Annotated in this window: 15 protein-coding genes; 9 read left to right on the forward strand and 6 right to left on the reverse strand. The window is 61.3% G+C overall.

Annotated features, from left to right (window positions below; genetic code table 11):
• The first annotated feature begins 185 nt into the window (after positions 1-185).
• On the forward strand, positions 186-1,535 hold the full coding sequence (locus tag C1J04_RS01675; RefSeq protein WP_009825681.1) for a cytochrome-c peroxidase: 1,350 nt from the start codon (positions 186-188) through the stop codon (positions 1,533-1,535).
• Here the strand turns inward: C1J04_RS01675 and C1J04_RS01680 are convergent, their stop codons facing one another.
• Entirely contained in the window at positions 1,536-3,035 is a 1,500-nt protein-coding gene (locus C1J04_RS01680; protein WP_009825682.1) for a CRTAC1 family protein, read from the reverse strand.
• Between the two features lie 11 nt (positions 3,036-3,046).
• Positions 3,047-4,273 carry an ROK family protein gene (locus C1J04_RS01685; RefSeq protein WP_009825683.1) on the reverse strand — a complete coding sequence of 409 codons (1,227 nt, stop codon included), beginning with the start codon at positions 4,271-4,273 and terminating at the stop codon, positions 3,047-3,049.
• Positions 4,274-4,535: 262 nt separating this feature from the next.
• On the opposite strand from C1J04_RS01685, the gene xylF reads away from it, so the two are divergent.
• The 6 genes from xylF to C1J04_RS01715 all read left to right on the forward strand — a co-directional run bounded on the left by xylF (position 4,536) and on the right by C1J04_RS01715 (position 11,238).
• Positions 4,536-5,558 (forward strand): D-xylose ABC transporter substrate-binding protein, encoded by a 1,023-nt coding sequence (gene xylF, locus C1J04_RS01690; RefSeq protein ID WP_037942471.1) that lies wholly within the window; start codon positions 4,536-4,538, stop codon positions 5,556-5,558.
• Positions 5,559-5,675: 117 nt separating this feature from the next.
• A complete protein-coding gene (locus C1J04_RS01695; protein WP_009825685.1) occupies positions 5,676-6,995 on the forward strand; it encodes a sugar ABC transporter permease in 1,320 nt (439 codons plus the stop codon).
• The gene (locus tag C1J04_RS01700; protein ID WP_005850705.1) at positions 6,992-7,735 is read left to right on the forward strand and encodes an ATP-binding cassette domain-containing protein; all 744 of its coding nucleotides are present in this window, start codon (positions 6,992-6,994) and stop codon (positions 7,733-7,735) included. Before C1J04_RS01695 ends, C1J04_RS01700 begins: the two co-directional genes overlap by 4 nt.
• Positions 7,736-7,756: 21 nt before the next feature.
• The gene (gene xylB / locus C1J04_RS01705; RefSeq protein WP_009825686.1) at positions 7,757-9,190 is read left to right on the forward strand and encodes a xylulokinase; all 1,434 of its coding nucleotides are present in this window, start codon (positions 7,757-7,759) and stop codon (positions 9,188-9,190) included.
• Positions 9,191-9,209: 19 nt separating this feature from the next.
• Positions 9,210-10,508 (forward strand): xylose isomerase, encoded by a 1,299-nt coding sequence (xylA, locus tag C1J04_RS01710; protein ID WP_009825687.1) that lies wholly within the window; start codon positions 9,210-9,212, stop codon positions 10,506-10,508.
• Between the two features lie 52 nt (positions 10,509-10,560).
• Positions 10,561-11,238, forward strand: a complete 678-nt coding sequence (locus tag C1J04_RS01715; protein WP_009825688.1) for a DUF1045 domain-containing protein — start codon at positions 10,561-10,563, stop codon at positions 11,236-11,238.
• A 63-nt stretch (positions 11,239-11,301) separates the two neighbouring features.
• Here C1J04_RS01715 and ahcY read toward each other — a convergent pair whose 3' ends face one another.
• Both ahcY and C1J04_RS01725 read right to left on the reverse strand, forming a co-directional pair.
• Positions 11,302-12,690: an adenosylhomocysteinase gene (ahcY, locus tag C1J04_RS01720; protein ID WP_009825689.1), complete on the reverse strand. Its 1,389-nt coding sequence runs from the start codon at positions 12,688-12,690 to the stop codon at positions 11,302-11,304.
• Positions 12,691-12,798: 108 nt separating this feature from the next.
• Entirely contained in the window at positions 12,799-13,101 is a 303-nt protein-coding gene (locus C1J04_RS01725) for a hypothetical protein (protein WP_005850714.1), read from the reverse strand.
• 71 nt (positions 13,102-13,172) lie between these two features.
• Between C1J04_RS01725 and C1J04_RS01730 the strand changes: the two genes are divergently transcribed.
• On the forward strand, positions 13,173-13,766 hold the full coding sequence (locus C1J04_RS01730) for an HD domain-containing protein (protein ID WP_009825691.1): 594 nt from the start codon (positions 13,173-13,175) through the stop codon (positions 13,764-13,766).
• A complete protein-coding gene (locus tag C1J04_RS01735; protein ID WP_009825692.1) occupies positions 13,766-14,251 on the forward strand; it encodes a GNAT family N-acetyltransferase in 486 nt (161 codons plus the stop codon). Before C1J04_RS01730 ends, C1J04_RS01735 begins: the two co-directional genes overlap by 1 nt.
• 4 nt (positions 14,252-14,255) lie before the next feature.
• On the opposite strand, the gene C1J04_RS01740 is transcribed toward C1J04_RS01735, so the two are convergent.
• Positions 14,256-14,810 carry an ActR/PrrA/RegA family redox response regulator transcription factor gene (locus C1J04_RS01740; protein WP_009825693.1) on the reverse strand — a complete coding sequence of 185 codons (555 nt, stop codon included), beginning with the start codon at positions 14,808-14,810 and terminating at the stop codon, positions 14,256-14,258.
• A 75-nt stretch (positions 14,811-14,885) separates the two neighbouring features.
• Positions 14,886-15,506 carry an SCO family protein gene (locus tag C1J04_RS01745; protein ID WP_174226592.1) on the reverse strand — a complete coding sequence of 207 codons (621 nt, stop codon included), beginning with the start codon at positions 15,504-15,506 and terminating at the stop codon, positions 14,886-14,888.
• Positions 15,507-15,603: the final 97 nt, after the last annotated feature.

Genomic DNA, 15,603 nt, shown 5'->3' on the forward strand with positions numbered 1-15,603 from the left:
GTGGTCTCCAACCGTTGATTTGACCGATGTTTCCGGCCTTGTTTCAGACCCTAAAGCGGTTTTGACGCGCGCAAAAGAAATTTTTCCCCCCTGCGTTTGTCTGTGCGGTTTTCGGCATGTCTTGATTGCGGGTCGCCCCGCGTCAAACGCTTGTACCGAAGCGGTTTTTCCGCAAAACTGCGAGGATGAAGACCGCCCTCGCCACCGCTTTCGCCCTTTGTCTTGCGCCGTTTCCTGGCGTCGCGGGTCCGCTGCCCGATCCCGTTGATCCGGCCAGCTTTGCGCCCGTTGATCTGGACGAGGCGATCCTCGGGCAATTGCTGTTTTACGATCCGATCCTGTCGGGAAACCGCAATATCGCCTGCGCCACCTGTCACCACCCTGATTTTGCCACCAGCGATGGTGTATCATTGGGTCTGGGCGAAGGTGGGGTCGGGCTGGGGCTGGAACGGCGCGGGGATCCCGACAACATGCCGCCCCATCGCATCCCGCGCAATTCGCCCGCGTTGTTCAATCTGGGCGCAAAGGAATTCACCGTGCTGTTCCACGATGGCCGGATCGAGGTTGACGCCGAGATGCCCTCCGGTTTCCGCACGCCGCTGGACGACGATATGCTTGACGGTTTTGCGTCTTTGCTATCGGCGCAAACCATGTTTCCGGTGCTCAGCCCCGACGAGATGGCCGGCCAGAATATGGAGAATGACGTTGCCAAAGCAGTGCGTCAGGGTCTGATCACGGCGCAGGGCGGGGCGTGGGATATTCTGGCGCGACGGGTGGCGGGTTTGCCCGACTATGCGCAGCGGTTCCAATCGGTCTATGATCATATCAACAGCCCCGACGACATCGGATTTACCGATATTTCAAACGCGATTGCCGTCTTTGTGGCCCATGAATGGCGGTCAGACAGCTCTGCCTTTGATGCCTATCTGCGCGATCCGTCAGCCCTGCTGGACGCCGATGCGCAAAAGGGCATGGCGCTGTTTTATGGCGCGGCAGGCTGTAGCGCCTGCCACGCGGGGGCGTTCCAGACCGACCATAGTTTTCACGCGATGGGGGCGCCGCAGCTTGGCCCCGGTAAGGCGGCCGCGTTTGAAACCCACACCCGCGATACGGGGCGCATGGGTGTGACCGGCAATGGGGCCGATGCCTATGCGTTTCGCACGCCGTCCCTGCGCAATGTGATGCAGACCGGCCCTTGGGGGCATGCGGGCGGGCACAGCCAGATAGAGAAGTTCTTGCGCGATCATATGGATCCGGCCCGCGCGGCGAAACGCTTTGCCCCCGGCGCGGCTGACAGAAACGGGGTGCGCCTGCCGCCGCTGGACGGGGATGACTGGCGCGAGATGGACGACCCCGCCGCCCGCGATGCCATCACCCAAGCCGCGATGATCCGCGCGCCCAAAGGGCTGAATCCCGGTGATATCGCCGCGTTAGTGTCTTTCTTGCGTAGTCTGGATGACCCGCAGGCGCTGTCGGGGCGCTTGGGTATCCCTGACACGGTGCCAAGCGGTCTGGCCGTAGGCGGTGCGCCCTGATCAATTGGGCTGCGTGACCGTGATCTGATCGCCTGACGTCATGCGCATGGGGTCGCTTTGCGTGCCGTCGGGCCAGCGGACCTGCACCGTTGCTTCTGCGGCGTCGCCGATGCCGAAATGCAGCGGTGCCAGCACCGCCCCCGCATGACCGCCGCCAAGGGTGACTTGCTGGCTTTGCACAGCGTCGCCCACCGTCACGATCACCCGCGCCCCCACGGCAAAGCGATTGCCGCCCGCGCCCCGCACCGCGATGCGCACAAAGCGGCCTGCCTCGGGCGTCACATTGCGATACATACGCATCGGCGCGCGCCGGTTCACCACGGCAAGATCCAGCAGCCCGTCGCCGTCAAAATCCGCCAGTGCCGCCCCCCGTGACCGCGCGATATCGGCCACACCTGCGGTGTCACCAACCTCGGTAAAGCGGCCATCGGCCTCTTGGATCAACAGATTATTCGGATCGCGCATCGCCATGCCGGGCATCTGGTCGACATTGCCCTTGGCGATAAACAGATCGGCGCGGCCATCGTTGTTCACATCGGCGAAACTGGCGTGCCAGCCGGTAGACGGGCGGCCATCGCCGGGCACATAGGGGCGCTGCGCATAGGTGCCGATGTCATAGGGCGCGCCGCGATAGCTGCCGTCGGCTTGCGCCACCTGCATCAATTGGTCCCCCATAGAGGTGAGCATCAGCTCGTCCCGTTGGTCGCCGGTCAGGTCACGGCTGGCGATCCCCATCCCCCAAAGCGAGACTTTGGCCCAGCCATCCGCCTCGGTCAGGAACCGCTGTTCGGCGATGTCCCACATCTGCTCGGCCCCGCCGGAGACATAATAGTGTCTATCATTGGAGATTCGCAGCGATTTGAGCCCACGCGCATCCTCTGCGGCAAGCATCGACAGGGCGCAATACCCCGGCGACAGCTCTTGCGCGGTATATTGGGGCGAGGTGCCGCCCCTGGGCCTGAGCAGCGTGTTGGTATCACATGCACCAAACGGCCCATCGGGATTGGCGCGGTCAACATAATGGCCGACAGCAAGCGTGGGGAAGGATGCGCCATCCTCCCACCAGGCGGTGAAGGCGGTGGTCCATTGATCGGTTTGCGGGATGCCCCATGCCTCTGTCACATCGGTGAACTGGCAATCCGCGCCGCCCTGAAGCACGCGGTCCGGCCCGACGCGCATGACATATAGATCAAGCAGCCCGTCACCGTTCATATCGACAGGATAGGCCCCCGTGGCCCCCGTAATCTCGGGGTCGATCACAGCCCGTTCAAAGGCGATTTTCCTTGTGTCAGAGACGTTTTTGAGCAGCAATAGCGGCGCGGTGCCGCCTGCGGCCACCAGATCGGGCAGCCCGTCGCCCGAACAGTCAAACGCCGACACACCGCCGCCGACAAAATGTTCCCACCCGCCGGTATAATGGTGATCGGGCAGGCCCGCGCTGATGTCCTGAAACAACGGATCGGCATGGGCAGCAGAGGCAAAAACACAGGCTGCCGCCATCAAACGATGGATCACGCAGCATTCTCCCCCAGCAGGGCGTCGGTCACATCGGACAGGGCCAGTGCAGCGGCCCCTTTCGCCCAGACGGACCCGCCCCAAGCGTGGATATCGACAGGGGTCGGCGCGCGGCCTGCGGGTAGGATCATAGAGTTCATCTCGCTTAACACATCGTCAACGTTCAGATAGTCATAGCGCATCCGTTCGCCGCTGAGAATGATCCGTTCGGGGTCAAATAACTGCACGATATTGGCAAGCCCGACGCTGAGGAACCGTCCGGCGCGGTTAAAGATCGCCAGCGCGGCCTCGTTGCCTGCGTTCGCTTCGTCATACAGGGTTTCGATCATCGACACGGCAGAGCTTTCGGCGCGCGGGTCGCGTTCAAACGCGGTGCCTGCCTCGCGGATAATGGCGTAATCGGCGACATAGGCCTCAAGACAGCCGCGCTGCCCGCAACGGCACAGGGCACCGTCCAGCTGCACCTTGGTGTGGCCCAGCTCCATCCCCGGGCCAAGGGCGCCGCGGAACAGTCGGTTGTTCAGCACCAGCCCCATGCCGACGCCGCGTTCAATGGTCACCACGGCAAAGTTGGAAATCCCCCGACCGGCCCCGAACCACAGTTCGGCCAGCGTCAGCAGGTTGGTGTCATTGTCCAAAGACACCGGCAGCCCCAGCGTTTTCGATAGCAGATCGCGCAGCGGCATGTCTGTGTCCAGCATCACCGGCGACCATTTCACGATCCCGAGGCTCGCATCCACCAGCCCGGGCAAGCCGATTCCCACGGCGCTGATGTCGGACATCACGCGCCCCGATTTCTGCAACAACCTGTCCATGAGGGAACTGACTTCGGTCAACATATCCTCGGTAGACTGCCGCAGCGACGCACTGGCGACATGGGCCTCGGCGATGATCGTGCCGGCAAGATCCAGCAATACCGCGGTATGGCGTTCGTCCGACAGCTTCATGCCCACGACGAAACGGCTTTGCGGGGCGACCCGCAGGGCAATGGGCGGGCGGCCACGGCTGGGGCCGCGCTGGCTGTCCTCTACCTCTTGCAGCAGACCGCGCGCGATCAGATCAGAGGTGATGGTGGTCACCGACCCGGGGCTGATATTGAGCTTGCGCGCCACATCCATGCGCGGCATCTGCCCGTTCGCGCGGACCTGTTCAAACACCTGTTGGCGCAGCGGGCGTGTATCATCCTGCGGCAAGGCCAGCAGCGGGCCACAGCCTGAAGACACAAGTTTTGACCCCTCCGACCCAAGGTCGCGAATTAGTTCGCTCGCCAAACTTTATCCTCCCGATGTATTTTGAAATTCCCCTGCAACAGGTTAATCCCTCTGTCTCCCACAGGAAATAAGCCGTGTTTTGCCAATCTGTGTCAAATTCTTTGTGTCATAATGTAAAATTTATTTTGACAACTGAATTAAAGTGCGCAACCTCATACTACGACGTCACCGATGCCACCAAGGACATCGGATCATTTCATCTGGGAGGAAAGAAATGCGTAAACTCTTTATGGCAGCGGCCGTCGCCACTGCTGGCTTCACTCAGACCGCAGCAGCCGAGGATATCACCGTCGGCGTGAGCTGGTCGAACTTCCAAGAAGAGCGCTGGAAAACAGACGAGGCCGCGATCAAGGCCGCGCTGGACGCTGCCGGTGCGAAATATGTCAGCGCCGATGCGCAATCGTCGTCGGCCAAGCAGTTGTCGGATGTGGAAAGCCTGATCGCCCAAGGCGTTGATGCGCTGATCATCCTTGCCCAAGACAGCCAGGCCATCGGCCCCGCAATCACCGCAGCCGCGGACGAAGGTATTCCGGTTGTGGGCTATGACCGTCTGATCGAAGACCCCCGCGCCTTCTACCTGACCTTCGACAATGTCGAGGTGGGCCGTATGCAAGCGCGTGCCGTGCTGGAAGCGATGCCAAAGGGCAACTATGTGATGATCAAGGGCTCGCCCACCGATCCGAACGCCGACTTCCTGCGCGGCGGCCAGCAAGAAGTGCTGCAATCCGCGATTGATGCAGGCGATATCACCATCGTTGCCGAAGCCTATACCGACGGCTGGCTGCCCGCCAACGCGCAGCGCAACATGGAGCAGATCCTGACCGCGCAAGACAACAACGTTGATGCGGTTGTTGCCTCCAACGACGGGACAGCAGGCGGTGCCGTTGCCGCGCTGACCGCGCAAGGCATGGAAGGCACGCCCGTATCCGGCCAGGACGGCGACCACGCGGCGCTGAACCGTGTTGCCAAGGGCACGCAGACCGTCAGCGTCTGGAAAGACGCCCGTGATCTGGGCAAGAACGCTGCTGAAATCGCTGTTGCCCTTGCCGGCGGCACCGAGATGGCAGACGTGGACGGCGCGCAGGAATGGACATCCCCTGCGGGCACAGCCCTGTCGGCCAAGTTTCTGGCCCCCGTGCCTGTCACCATCGACAACCTGAACGCGGTTCTGGACGCCGGCTGGATTTCGAAAGAAGCCCTGTGCCAAGGCGTGACAGACGTCGCGGCCTGTAACTAAGACCATAACGCACACCCCGCCCCTGATGCGGGGTGTGCCACCCGTTTGCTTCAGCCCGGCTGCCGCGCTTTGCGGCCCCGCTGATTGACATTGCGACCCAATCCGGAAGCCAATCACATGACAGATACGACCACCGAAACCGGGGCAGATGTACATCCGTCGCCGACAGCGCCCAAGCGCTCTTTTCTTAGCCAGCTCGAAATCGATACCCGTCTGTTAGGGATGATCGGTGCGTTCATTCTGGTCTGCCTCGTGTTCAACGTGCTGACCGACGGGCGCTTTCTGACGCCGCGCAATATTTTCAACCTCACGATCCAGACGGTCAGCGTTGCCATTATGGCGACCGGTATGGTCTTCGTGATCGTGACCCGTCACATCGACCTGTCGGTCGGCGCGATGCTGGCCACCTGCTCTGCCGCGATGGCGATGACCCAGACCGATATCCTGCCGCGTATGCTGGGCATGGGGCTGGGGCATCCGATGATCCCCTGGATCGCCATCGTCGTCGGCCTTCTGTTTGGTACCATCATCGGCGCGTTTCAGGGCTGGCTGATCGGGTTCCTCACGATCCCCGCCTTCATCGTGACCCTTGGCGGCCTGCTGATCTGGCGCAACGTGGCGTGGTATATGACCGACGGTCAGACCATCGGGCCGCTGGATGAAACCTTCCGCAAGTTCGGCGGAATCAACGGAACCCTGGGCGAGACATGGTCTTGGGTCATCGGGCTGATCGCCGTGGTTCTGGCGCTTTGGGCGCTGTGGTCGTCACGCCGCAACAAGGTCACCCACGGGTTTCACGTGAAACCGGTTTGGGCCGAGGTGCTGGTCGGTCTGATCATCGCCGTGGGCATTCTGGGCTTTGTCGCGATCCTGAACGCCTATGAGGTTCCGACCGCGCGTCTGATGCGCGAGTTCAAGGCCCGTGGCGATGTGATGCCCGAAGGCTATACCGCGTCTTACGGCATCCCCTATTCGGTATTGCTGCTGATCGCGCTGGCGATTGGCATGACCGTGATGGCAAAACGCACGCGGCTGGGGCGCTATATCTTTGCCACGGGCGGTAACCCCGACGCGGCGGAGCTGTCGGGCATCAATACCCGTCTGCTGACGGTCAAGGTCTTTGCCCTGATGGGGGCCCTGGTGGCGCTGTCCGCGGTTGTTGCCTCTGCCCGTTTGACCAACCACTCGAACGACATCGGCACGTTGGACGAACTGCGTGTCATCGCGGCGGCTGTCATTGGCGGCACGGCTCTGGCAGGCGGTATAGGGACGATCCACGGGGCTATTCTGGGTGCCTTGATCATGCAATCGCTGCAATCGGGCATGGCTATGGTGGGCGTTGACGCACCGCTGCAAAACATCGTCGTCGGTGCGGTTCTTGTTTTCGCCGTCTGGATCGACATCGTCTATCGCCGCCGTATGGGAGGGAAATCATGACACCGCTTGTAGAGCTCAAGAATATCTCGCTGTCCTTCGGGGGGGTGCGTGCCGTCGATAACGTGTCGCTGGACCTGTATCCGGGCGAGGTCGTCGGCCTGTTGGGGCACAATGGCGCGGGGAAATCCACGCTGATCAAGATCCTCGCTGGAGCCTATCAGATGGACGAGGGCGAAATCTGGATCGAGGGCAAGAAAGCCAGCATCCATTCGCCCCGTGACGCCCGCCGCCACAACATCGAGACCATTTACCAGACGCTGGCGCTGGCCGATAACCTTGATGCGCCCAGCAACCTGTTTCTGGGGCGCGAACTGACCAATAAATTCGGCCTCGTGGATGATGCGCGGATGGAGGCAGAGACCCGCAAGATCATGGCGCGTCTCAACCCCAACTTTAAGAAGATAAGCGAGCCTGTCTCGGCGCTTTCGGGCGGTCAGCGGCAATCGGTTGCGATCGCCCGCGCGGTCTATTTCAACGCCAAGATCCTGATCATGGACGAACCAACCGCCGCCCTTGGGGTGCATGAAAGCAAGATGGTTGCCGATCTGATCAAAGAGCTGAAGGCCCAGGGGCTGGGCATCTTCCTGATCAGCCACGACACCCGCGAGATGCTTGAGCTGTGCGACCGTGTGTCGGTGATGAAGAACGGTGCGCTGATCGGCACCGAAAAGGTCGGCGACGTGACCGAGGATGACATCCTGAGCATGATTATCATGGGCAAGGCGCGCGACGCCGCATAGGCGCTGACAAAGGGGAAAACCATGTTTCTGGGGCTTGATCTGGGCACCTCTGGGCTGAAAGCCCTGCTGGTGGACGACGCCGAAAACATCATCGCGGAAAGCGTGGCGCCCTTGCAGGTGTCGCGCCCCCACGATGGCTGGGTCGAACAGGACCCGCGCGATTGGTTCACCGCCTGCGCCGACGCGATTGCGGGGCTGGGGGTTGATCTGGCCGCCGTGCAGGGCATCGGGCTTAGCGGGCATATGCATGGCGCGACTCTGCTGGATGGTGCGGGCACGCCGCTGCGCCCCTGTATGCTGTGGAACGACACCCGCGCCGCAGCACAGGCCGCCGCGATGGATGCTGCCCCCCTCTGGCGCGCGGTCACGGGCAACATCGTGTTCCCCGGTTTCACCGCGCCCAAAGTGGAATGGGTGCGCGACCATGAACCCGATATTTTCGCGCGGATCGACAAGGTGTTGCTGCCCAAGGACGCGCTGCGCTTCTGGCTGACCGGCGACGCGGTGTCAGAGATGTCGGATGCCGCGGGCACAAGCTGGCTGGATACCGGCGCGCGCGACTGGTCCGATGCTTTGCTGGAACGGTCCGGCCTGACGCGAGCACAGATGCCATCACTGGTTGAAGGATCGCAGGTGTCAGGGCACCTAAGCGGCTCTATCGCTGCGCAACTGGGCCTACCTGCGGGGATCCCCGTTGCGGGGGGCGGCGGCGATAATGCCGCCTCGGCCATCGGGATGGGTGTGGTGAAACCGGGTCAGGCGTTCGTCTCGCTTGGCACCTCGGGCGTGCTGTTTGCCGCGACGCCGGGCTATGCCGCGGCACCTGAAAGCGCGCTGCACAGCTTTTGCCACGCGTTGCCGGACCTGTGGCACCAGATGGGGGTGATCCTGTCGGCCACGGATTCGCTGAATTGGCTGGCCGGTGTTTTGAACGAGGACGCGCGGACGCTCACCTCTGATCTGGGCGCGCTACAGGCCCCCGGTCGCACGATCTTTATGCCCTATCTGGGCGGCGAGCGGACGCCCCATAACGACGCCAATATCCGGGGTGGTTTCCTGCATCTAGCCCATAACACCGACCGCGCCGCCATGACCCGCGCGGTGCTGGAAGGGGTAACCCACGCCCTGCGCGACAGTTTCGACGCGATGCGGCACACCGGCACCCACATCGATAGCCTGATCGCCGTCGGTGGCGGATCTAAATCCGACTATTGGCTGTCGGCCATCGCCACGTCGCTGAACATGCCGATCCAGCTGCCCGCCGCGGGTGATTTTGGCGGTGCCCTTGGGGCTGCGCGCTTGGGTCGTATGGCCGCCACAGGTGCCGGGGCCGAGATCGCCGTGCCGCCCCCCATTTCCCGCGTGATAGAGCCTGTTCCAGCCCTGGTAGACGCCTTTTCAGAGGCCCACGCCCGATATTCAGACACGTATAGCGCCGTAAAACATTTGCGCTAAGACAAGAAGGACCATCCCCATGACCAGCTTTTTCGACGGCATCCCGACGATCTCTTACGACCCGCAAGCGGACCATGATTTCGCCTATCGCAACTATAATCCCGACGAGATGCTGATGGGCAAGACGATGGCAGAGCATCTGCGCTTTGCCGTTGCCTATTGGCACAGTTTCGCATGGGAAGGCGGCGACCCTTTTGGCGGCCAGACCTTCCTGCGCCCGTGGTTTGACACCACGATGGACGCCGCCCGCGCCAAGGCCGACACCGCGTTTGATATGTTCAAGATTCTCGGTCAGCCGTATTTCTGCTTCCACGACGCCGATGTGCGCCCCGAGGGCGATACCTTTGCCGAAAGCACCGCGCGGCTGCACGAGATCACCGATTACTTTGGCGAAAAGATGGAGCAGACGGGCACCAAGCTGCTTTGGGGCACGGCCAACCTGTTTTCCAACCGCCGCTATATGTCGGGTGCCGCCACAAACCCCGACCCCGATATCTTTGCCTATGCCGCCGCGACGGTGAAGGAATGTATCGACGTCACCCATAAGCTGGGCGGCGAGAATTATGTGCTGTGGGGCGGGCGCGAAGGCTATGAAACGCTGCTGAACACCGACCTGAAACGCGAACGCGAACAGGCGGGGCGTTTCTTGCAGATGTCCGTCGAATACGCCCGCAAGATCGGCTTCAAGGGTGCCATCCTGATCGAGCCTAAACCGCAGGAACCGACCAAACACCAGTATGATTATGACGTTGCCACCGTCTATGGTTTCCTCAAGGACTACGGGCTTGAGAACGAGGTGAAGGTGAACATCGAACAGGGTCACGCCATTCTTGCCGGGCATTCGTTCGAACACGAATTGGCGATGGCCTCGGCGCTTGGGATTTTCGGGTCGATCGACATGAACCGCAACGACTACCAGTCAGGCTGGGACACCGACCAATTCCCCAATTCCGTCCCCGAAGTCGCGCTGGCCTATTACGAAGTGCTGAAAGCGGGCGGTTTCACCACCGGCGGCACCAACTTTGACGCCAAACTGCGCCGCCAGTCGCTGGACGCCGAGGATCTGATCCTTGCCCATGTCGGTGCGATGGATGTCTGTGCCAAGGGCCTGAAAGCCGCCGCCGCGATGCTGGAGGATGGCAAGCTCGAAGCGGCGCGTGACGCGCGCTATGCCGGTTGGGGCTCTGAACGCGGCCAAGGCCTGCTGAGCAGCGATCTGGAGACGATCAACGCGCAGGTCAAAGCCGATGCGCTGAACCCGCAGCCCGCCTCGGGCCGTCAGGAAGCGCTGGAAAATCTGGTTAACCGCTATCTTTAAGCTGTTACATGGCGCTGTTAGGGGTCTAGGCTGACCGATAAGGGGGCCCAAGATGTTCAAACGCTACGCCATTTACTATACGCCGCCGCCGGGGGATTTCGCCCGGCGGGGCGCGGCCTGGTTGGGCTGGGATGTGCAGGCAGGCGAAGCTGTGGCACATCCCGATATCGCGGGTCTTGATATTGCCAAGCTGACCCAAAGACCACGCAAATACGGGCTACACGGGACGGTCAAGGCGCCGTTCTTTCTGGCCGACGCCACCAGCGCGGCACAGCTGACCGAAGGCCTCGCCGCCTTTTGCAAGGGGCAAGCGCCGGTGCAGTTGGATGGGCTGGCGCTGTCGCAGATCGGGCGGTTTCTGGCGCTGGTGCCGCAGGGCGACACGACCGCGCTTGGCAGTCTTGCGGCCTCTGCCAATGTGGTGCTGGACGCCTTCCGCGCGCCGCTGTCAGAGGCGGAGTTCACGCGCAAGAACGCCCCCTATCTGACCGATCAGCAGCGGATTTACCTCAAAACCTACGGATACCCCCATATTATGGAGTATTTCCGCTTTCACATCACCCTCACCGGACCGCTTGCGCCCGATCAGATCGACCCCGTAAAAACGGCTCTGCACCGCTATTTAGGATCGGATACCCCTGCCCCCTTCACCATCGATAGTCTGACGCTCTGTGGCGAGGATGCGCAGGGACGTTTTCACGAGGTCGAACGCTTCGCGTTTGGCACCTGACCCACGAAAAACGCCGCCCTGCATCCCTGCAAGGCGGCGTTTTGTCAGACGGTATGAACCGGCTTAGTAGCGGTAGTGTTCGGGCTTGAACGGGCCCTCGGGTGTGACGCCGATATAAGCGGCTTGTTCGCTGCTCAGCTGGGTCAGTTTCACGCCGATACGATCAAGGTGCAAACGGGCGACTTTCTCGTCCAGATGCTTGGGCAGGATATAGACCTTGTTCTCGTATTTGCCGGTGTTTTCCCACAGTTCGATCTGCGCCAACACCTGGTTGGTGAAAGACGCGGACATGACGAAGGACGGGTGACCGGTGGCATTGCCAAGGTTCAGCAGACGACCTTCGGACAGCAGGATCAGACGGTTGCCCGAAGGCATCTCGATCATGTCGACCTGTTCCTTGATGTTGGTCCACTTGTGGTTCTTCAGCGCGGCAACCTGGATTTCATTGTCAAAGTGGCCGATGTTGCCAACAATCGCCATATCCTTCATCTCGCGCATATGCTCGATGCGGATCACGTCCTTGTTGCCGGTGGTGGTGATGAAGATGTCGGCACTGTCCAGCACGTCTTCCAGCAGGACAACCTCGAACCCGTCCATCGCGGCTTGCAGCGCGCAGATCGGATCGGCTTCGGTCACTTTCACGCGGGCACCGGCACCGGCCAGCGATGCGGCAGAGCCTTTGCCAACGTCGCCATAGCCACAGACAACAGCAACCTTACCGGCCATCATCACGTCTGTCGCGCGGCGGATACCGTCGACCAGCGATTCACGGCAGCCGTATTTATTGTCGAACTTGGACTTGGTGACGCTGTCGTTGACGTTGATCGCGGGGAAGGGCAGCTGGCCTTGCTTCACCAGATCATACAGACGGTGGACGCCTGTGGTGGTTTCCTCGGACACGCCCTTGATCTGGTCGCGCATCTTGGTGAACCAGCCGGGGGATTGCTCCATCCGCTTTTGGATCTGCGCCTTGATCGCGACTTCTTCTTCCGACGACGGCACGGGGATCACATCTTCGCCAGCTTCGGCACGGGCGCCCAGCAGGATGTACAGCGTCGCATCGCCGCCATCATCAAGGATCAGGTTCGGGCCGTCGGGGAACTGGAAGGATTTATCCAGATAATCCCAATGCTCTTCCAGCGATTGCCCCTTGATCGCGAAAACAGGCGTGCCGCCTTCGGCAATCGCCGCCGCCGCGTGATCCTGGGTCGAGAAGATGTTGCACGACGCCCAACGGACATCGGCCCCCAATGCGACAAGCGTTTCGATCAGAACAGCGGTCTGGATCGTCATGTGCAGCGAGCCCACGATGCGCGAACCGGACAGCGGTTTGCTGTCGCCGTATTCCGCGCGCAAGGCCATCAGGCCGGGCATTTCGGTTTCTGCGATATCAAGTTCCTTGCGGCCATAGGCGGCAAGGCTAATGTCTTTAACGATGTAATCGTTGGCCATCGGGGCATCCCTTTTCAAAAGATCGGCTATGTATCGTATATTTGAAAAGGGCCGTAGCACTTTGATGCGGTGATCTCAACGGTGGCGGTCAAGCGTCACACGAAACGGTTACTCTGCCGAGGCGACGATCATCTCGTCCGTGGTCATCCCCGCCATCCAGTTTGCCCCCTGCGCGGTGACGCAGGCCATCCCGTTCGACAGGGTCTTTACAGCAGACCATGTGCCCGTGTCATCCGAGGCCCAGATTTGCACCGCGCCGTCGTCCTGTCCTTCAACCGGTGTTTCGCCGTACCAATCCACCAGCGACGCCTTCAGTTCTTGCGCGGGCATGCAGACATCGCTTGCCATTGCGGGTGCGGCCACGGTCCCGAGGCCAAGTGCGAGTGTGAGAGCAGAAATAACAGGTTTCATGATCGTCTCCTTCGTGGGAAGAACACGGCGAAACCCGCAAATGTTCCACGTGTCAAAGGCAGAGCAATAGAATGGCGCAGCAATCCCGTGCATGGCAACGTATGTTATCCGGTCGCAGGCTTGACCTGCTAGACCCGACGCCGGTCGATATAGAGATCGAGGATATCGCCCACGGGCTGGCCTTTGTCGCGCGGTGGAACGGGCAAACGCGGGGGGATTTTGCCTATTCCGTGGCCGAACATTCGCTGCTGGTCGAGACGATTTACGGCCGGATGAACCCCAAGGCCCCGCCAAAGTGGCGGTTGGCCGCGCTGCTGCATGATGCACCGGAATATGTGATCGGCGATATGATCTCTCCGGTGAAGGCGGCGGTCGGGCCGGAATATGGTGCGCTGGATGACCGGTTGATGTCCGCGATCCATATCCGCTTTGGCCTACCTGCGGCGCTGCCGAAATCCGTCAAGCAGCAGATCAAGCGCGCCGATAAGGTCAGCGCCTGGATGGAGGCGACGCAGATCGCCGGTTTCTCGGAGGCAGAGGCGTCCAAGTTCTTTGGCCGACCCAAGCCCGATCTGATGGAGGGGCTGTCGATCATGCTGCGCCCGCCGGTGGAAACGCGCAATGACTTCACCGCGCGGCATCTGGATTTGCTGGGCGCGTTGTGATGGTCAAGGTCCGCCCGCCAATCGCGCTGGATGCCGGCAATATGGCGCAGCTGCTGAACGAGATCATCACCATCGGGGGCACCACGGCGATGACCCGCCCTGTCACCGGCAAGGATCTGACCGAATGGATGTCCAGCAACGCCGATCAAAGCGCGTGGCATGTGGCGCTGGACGATCAGGAGAACGTCGTCGGGTTCCAGTGGATCAGCCCGCACCCCGATCTGCCGCCCGAGGCCTGCGACATCGCGAGCTTTGTGCAGGTTGGTCGTACCGGTCTGGGCATCGGGTCAGCGCTGTTTGATGCCACCGCTCAGGCAGCGGCACGGCTGGGCTATGTCTGGATCAACGCCACGATCCGCGCCGACAACCACGGCGGGTTGACCTATTACCAAAGCCGCGGGTTTCGCGACTGGCACTATGACGAAGGGGTCGCGCTTGCCTCGGGTCAGGTCGTGGACAAGATCAGCAAACGCTACGACGTGTAGCGCGTTACTGCGGGGACCGTTTTGCCAGGATGCGCTGCAGGGTCCGGCGGTGCATGTTCAGCCGCCGCGCCGTTTCGGACACATTTCTATCGCAAAGCTCGTAGACACGCTGGATATGTTCCCACCGCACACGATCCGCGCTCATGGGGTTTTCCGGAGGCGGCGGCATGTCATCGCCCGAGGCCAGCAGCGCGTTCACGATGTCATTGGCGTCAGCGGGTTTTGACAGGTAATCTGTCGCACCGATCTTGACCGCGGCGACGGCGGTGGCGATGGCACCGTAGCCGGTCAACACCACAACCCGCGCATCGGGGCGTTTGTCGCGCAGCACCTCGACCACATCCAGCCCGTTGCCGTCCTGCAACCGCAGATCGACCACCGCATAGGCCGCGGGCCGCGCGGTCGCGATGGCCACACCGGCGGCGACGGAACCGGCGGTTTCTACGTCAAAGCCGCGCTTCTCCATCGCCTTGGCAAGGCGTCGCAGAAACGGTTCGTCATCATCCACCAGAAGGAGGGACCGATCCTCGCCGAGATCAAGCGCATTTTCCTGAACCATATCATGCTCCGCTGGTTGAATGTTGTACCGGGACTTTATCCAGATATGTGGCGGTGGCCTAGCTTGGTCAAACTTTTACTGATGTTCCACAAAGCAGGCGACCTTGTCGGCCAGCTGCTCTGGCGGGACATCGCGGCGGAAGAAATCGACGAAACCTTCGCCCGGCATCACCAGATAACTAAAGGTCGAATGGTCCACGAGGTAGTCATCGCCTTCATCCTCATGCGCCTTGTAATAGGTGCGGTAGGCATCGCTTGCTGCTTTGACCTGTGCGGGAGATCCGGTCAGACCGATCATCTTGGGGTGCATGTTGGCGGCGAAATCACCAACAACTTCAGGGGTATCGCGGGCAGGATCGACGGAAATGAACACCGGCGTCACGGACATACCACGCGCCTCCAGCTCATCCACGGCGCGGGCGTTCCGGTCCACATCCAGCGGGCAGACGTCCGGGCAGAAGGTATAGCCAAAGTAAACGAGGCTGGGCTCGGTGATCACATCCGCGTCCGTCACGGTCTGGCCTTGGGCGTTCACCAGTTCGAACGGCCCGCCCAATTCGGCACCACCGGCCACGGCAGAGTTCTTGCACTGAGCGTATTTGTCGCTGTCGCCATCGGTCCGGTATACCAGCATCAGGGATACCGCCAGAAACGCCAGCACGACCAACACCGCGCCAATTGCCAACACTCTTCTCATATTCATTCTCCTGCGCGGTTAGGCGCTCTTGATCCCGGTCGGACACAGACCTACGCTTTCCCTTTATCAACGCAAACGACATTTTGAAAAGGTGCGC

Origin of the sequence: Sulfitobacter sp. SK025, from assembly GCF_003352105.1 — a bacterium.
GTDB lineage: Bacteria > Pseudomonadota > Alphaproteobacteria > Rhodobacterales > Rhodobacteraceae > Sulfitobacter > Sulfitobacter pontiacus.

Coding starts and splice junctions, on each gene's coding strand:
- C1J04_RS01675 (WP_009825681.1), top strand. CDS start 186: ATGAAGACCGCCCTCGCCACCGCTTTCGCCCTTTGTCTTGCGCCGTTT.
- xylB (WP_009825686.1), top strand. CDS start 7,757: ATGTTTCTGGGGCTTGATCTGGGCACCTCTGGGCTGAAAGCCCTGCTG.
- C1J04_RS01695 (WP_009825685.1), top strand. CDS start 5,676: ATGACAGATACGACCACCGAAACCGGGGCAGATGTACATCCGTCGCCG.
- C1J04_RS01740 (WP_009825693.1), bottom strand. CDS start 14,810: ATGGTTCAGGAAAATGCGCTTGATCTCGGCGAGGATCGGTCCCTCCTT.
- C1J04_RS01715 (WP_009825688.1), top strand. CDS start 10,561: ATGTTCAAACGCTACGCCATTTACTATACGCCGCCGCCGGGGGATTTC.
- C1J04_RS01700 (WP_005850705.1), top strand. CDS start 6,992: ATGACACCGCTTGTAGAGCTCAAGAATATCTCGCTGTCCTTCGGGGGG.
- C1J04_RS01730 (WP_009825691.1), top strand. CDS start 13,173: ATGGCGCAGCAATCCCGTGCATGGCAACGTATGTTATCCGGTCGCAGG.
- ahcY (WP_009825689.1), bottom strand. CDS start 12,690: ATGGCCAACGATTACATCGTTAAAGACATTAGCCTTGCCGCCTATGGC.
- xylA (WP_009825687.1), top strand. CDS start 9,210: ATGACCAGCTTTTTCGACGGCATCCCGACGATCTCTTACGACCCGCAA.
- C1J04_RS01745 (WP_174226592.1), bottom strand. CDS start 15,506: ATGAGAAGAGTGTTGGCAATTGGCGCGGTGTTGGTCGTGCTGGCGTTT.
- C1J04_RS01735 (WP_009825692.1), top strand. CDS start 13,766: ATGGTCAAGGTCCGCCCGCCAATCGCGCTGGATGCCGGCAATATGGCG.
- xylF (WP_037942471.1), top strand. CDS start 4,536: ATGCGTAAACTCTTTATGGCAGCGGCCGTCGCCACTGCTGGCTTCACT.
- C1J04_RS01680 (WP_009825682.1), bottom strand. CDS start 3,035: ATGGCGGCAGCCTGTGTTTTTGCCTCTGCTGCCCATGCCGATCCGTTG.
- C1J04_RS01725 (WP_005850714.1), bottom strand. CDS start 13,101: ATGAAACCTGTTATTTCTGCTCTCACACTCGCACTTGGCCTCGGGACC.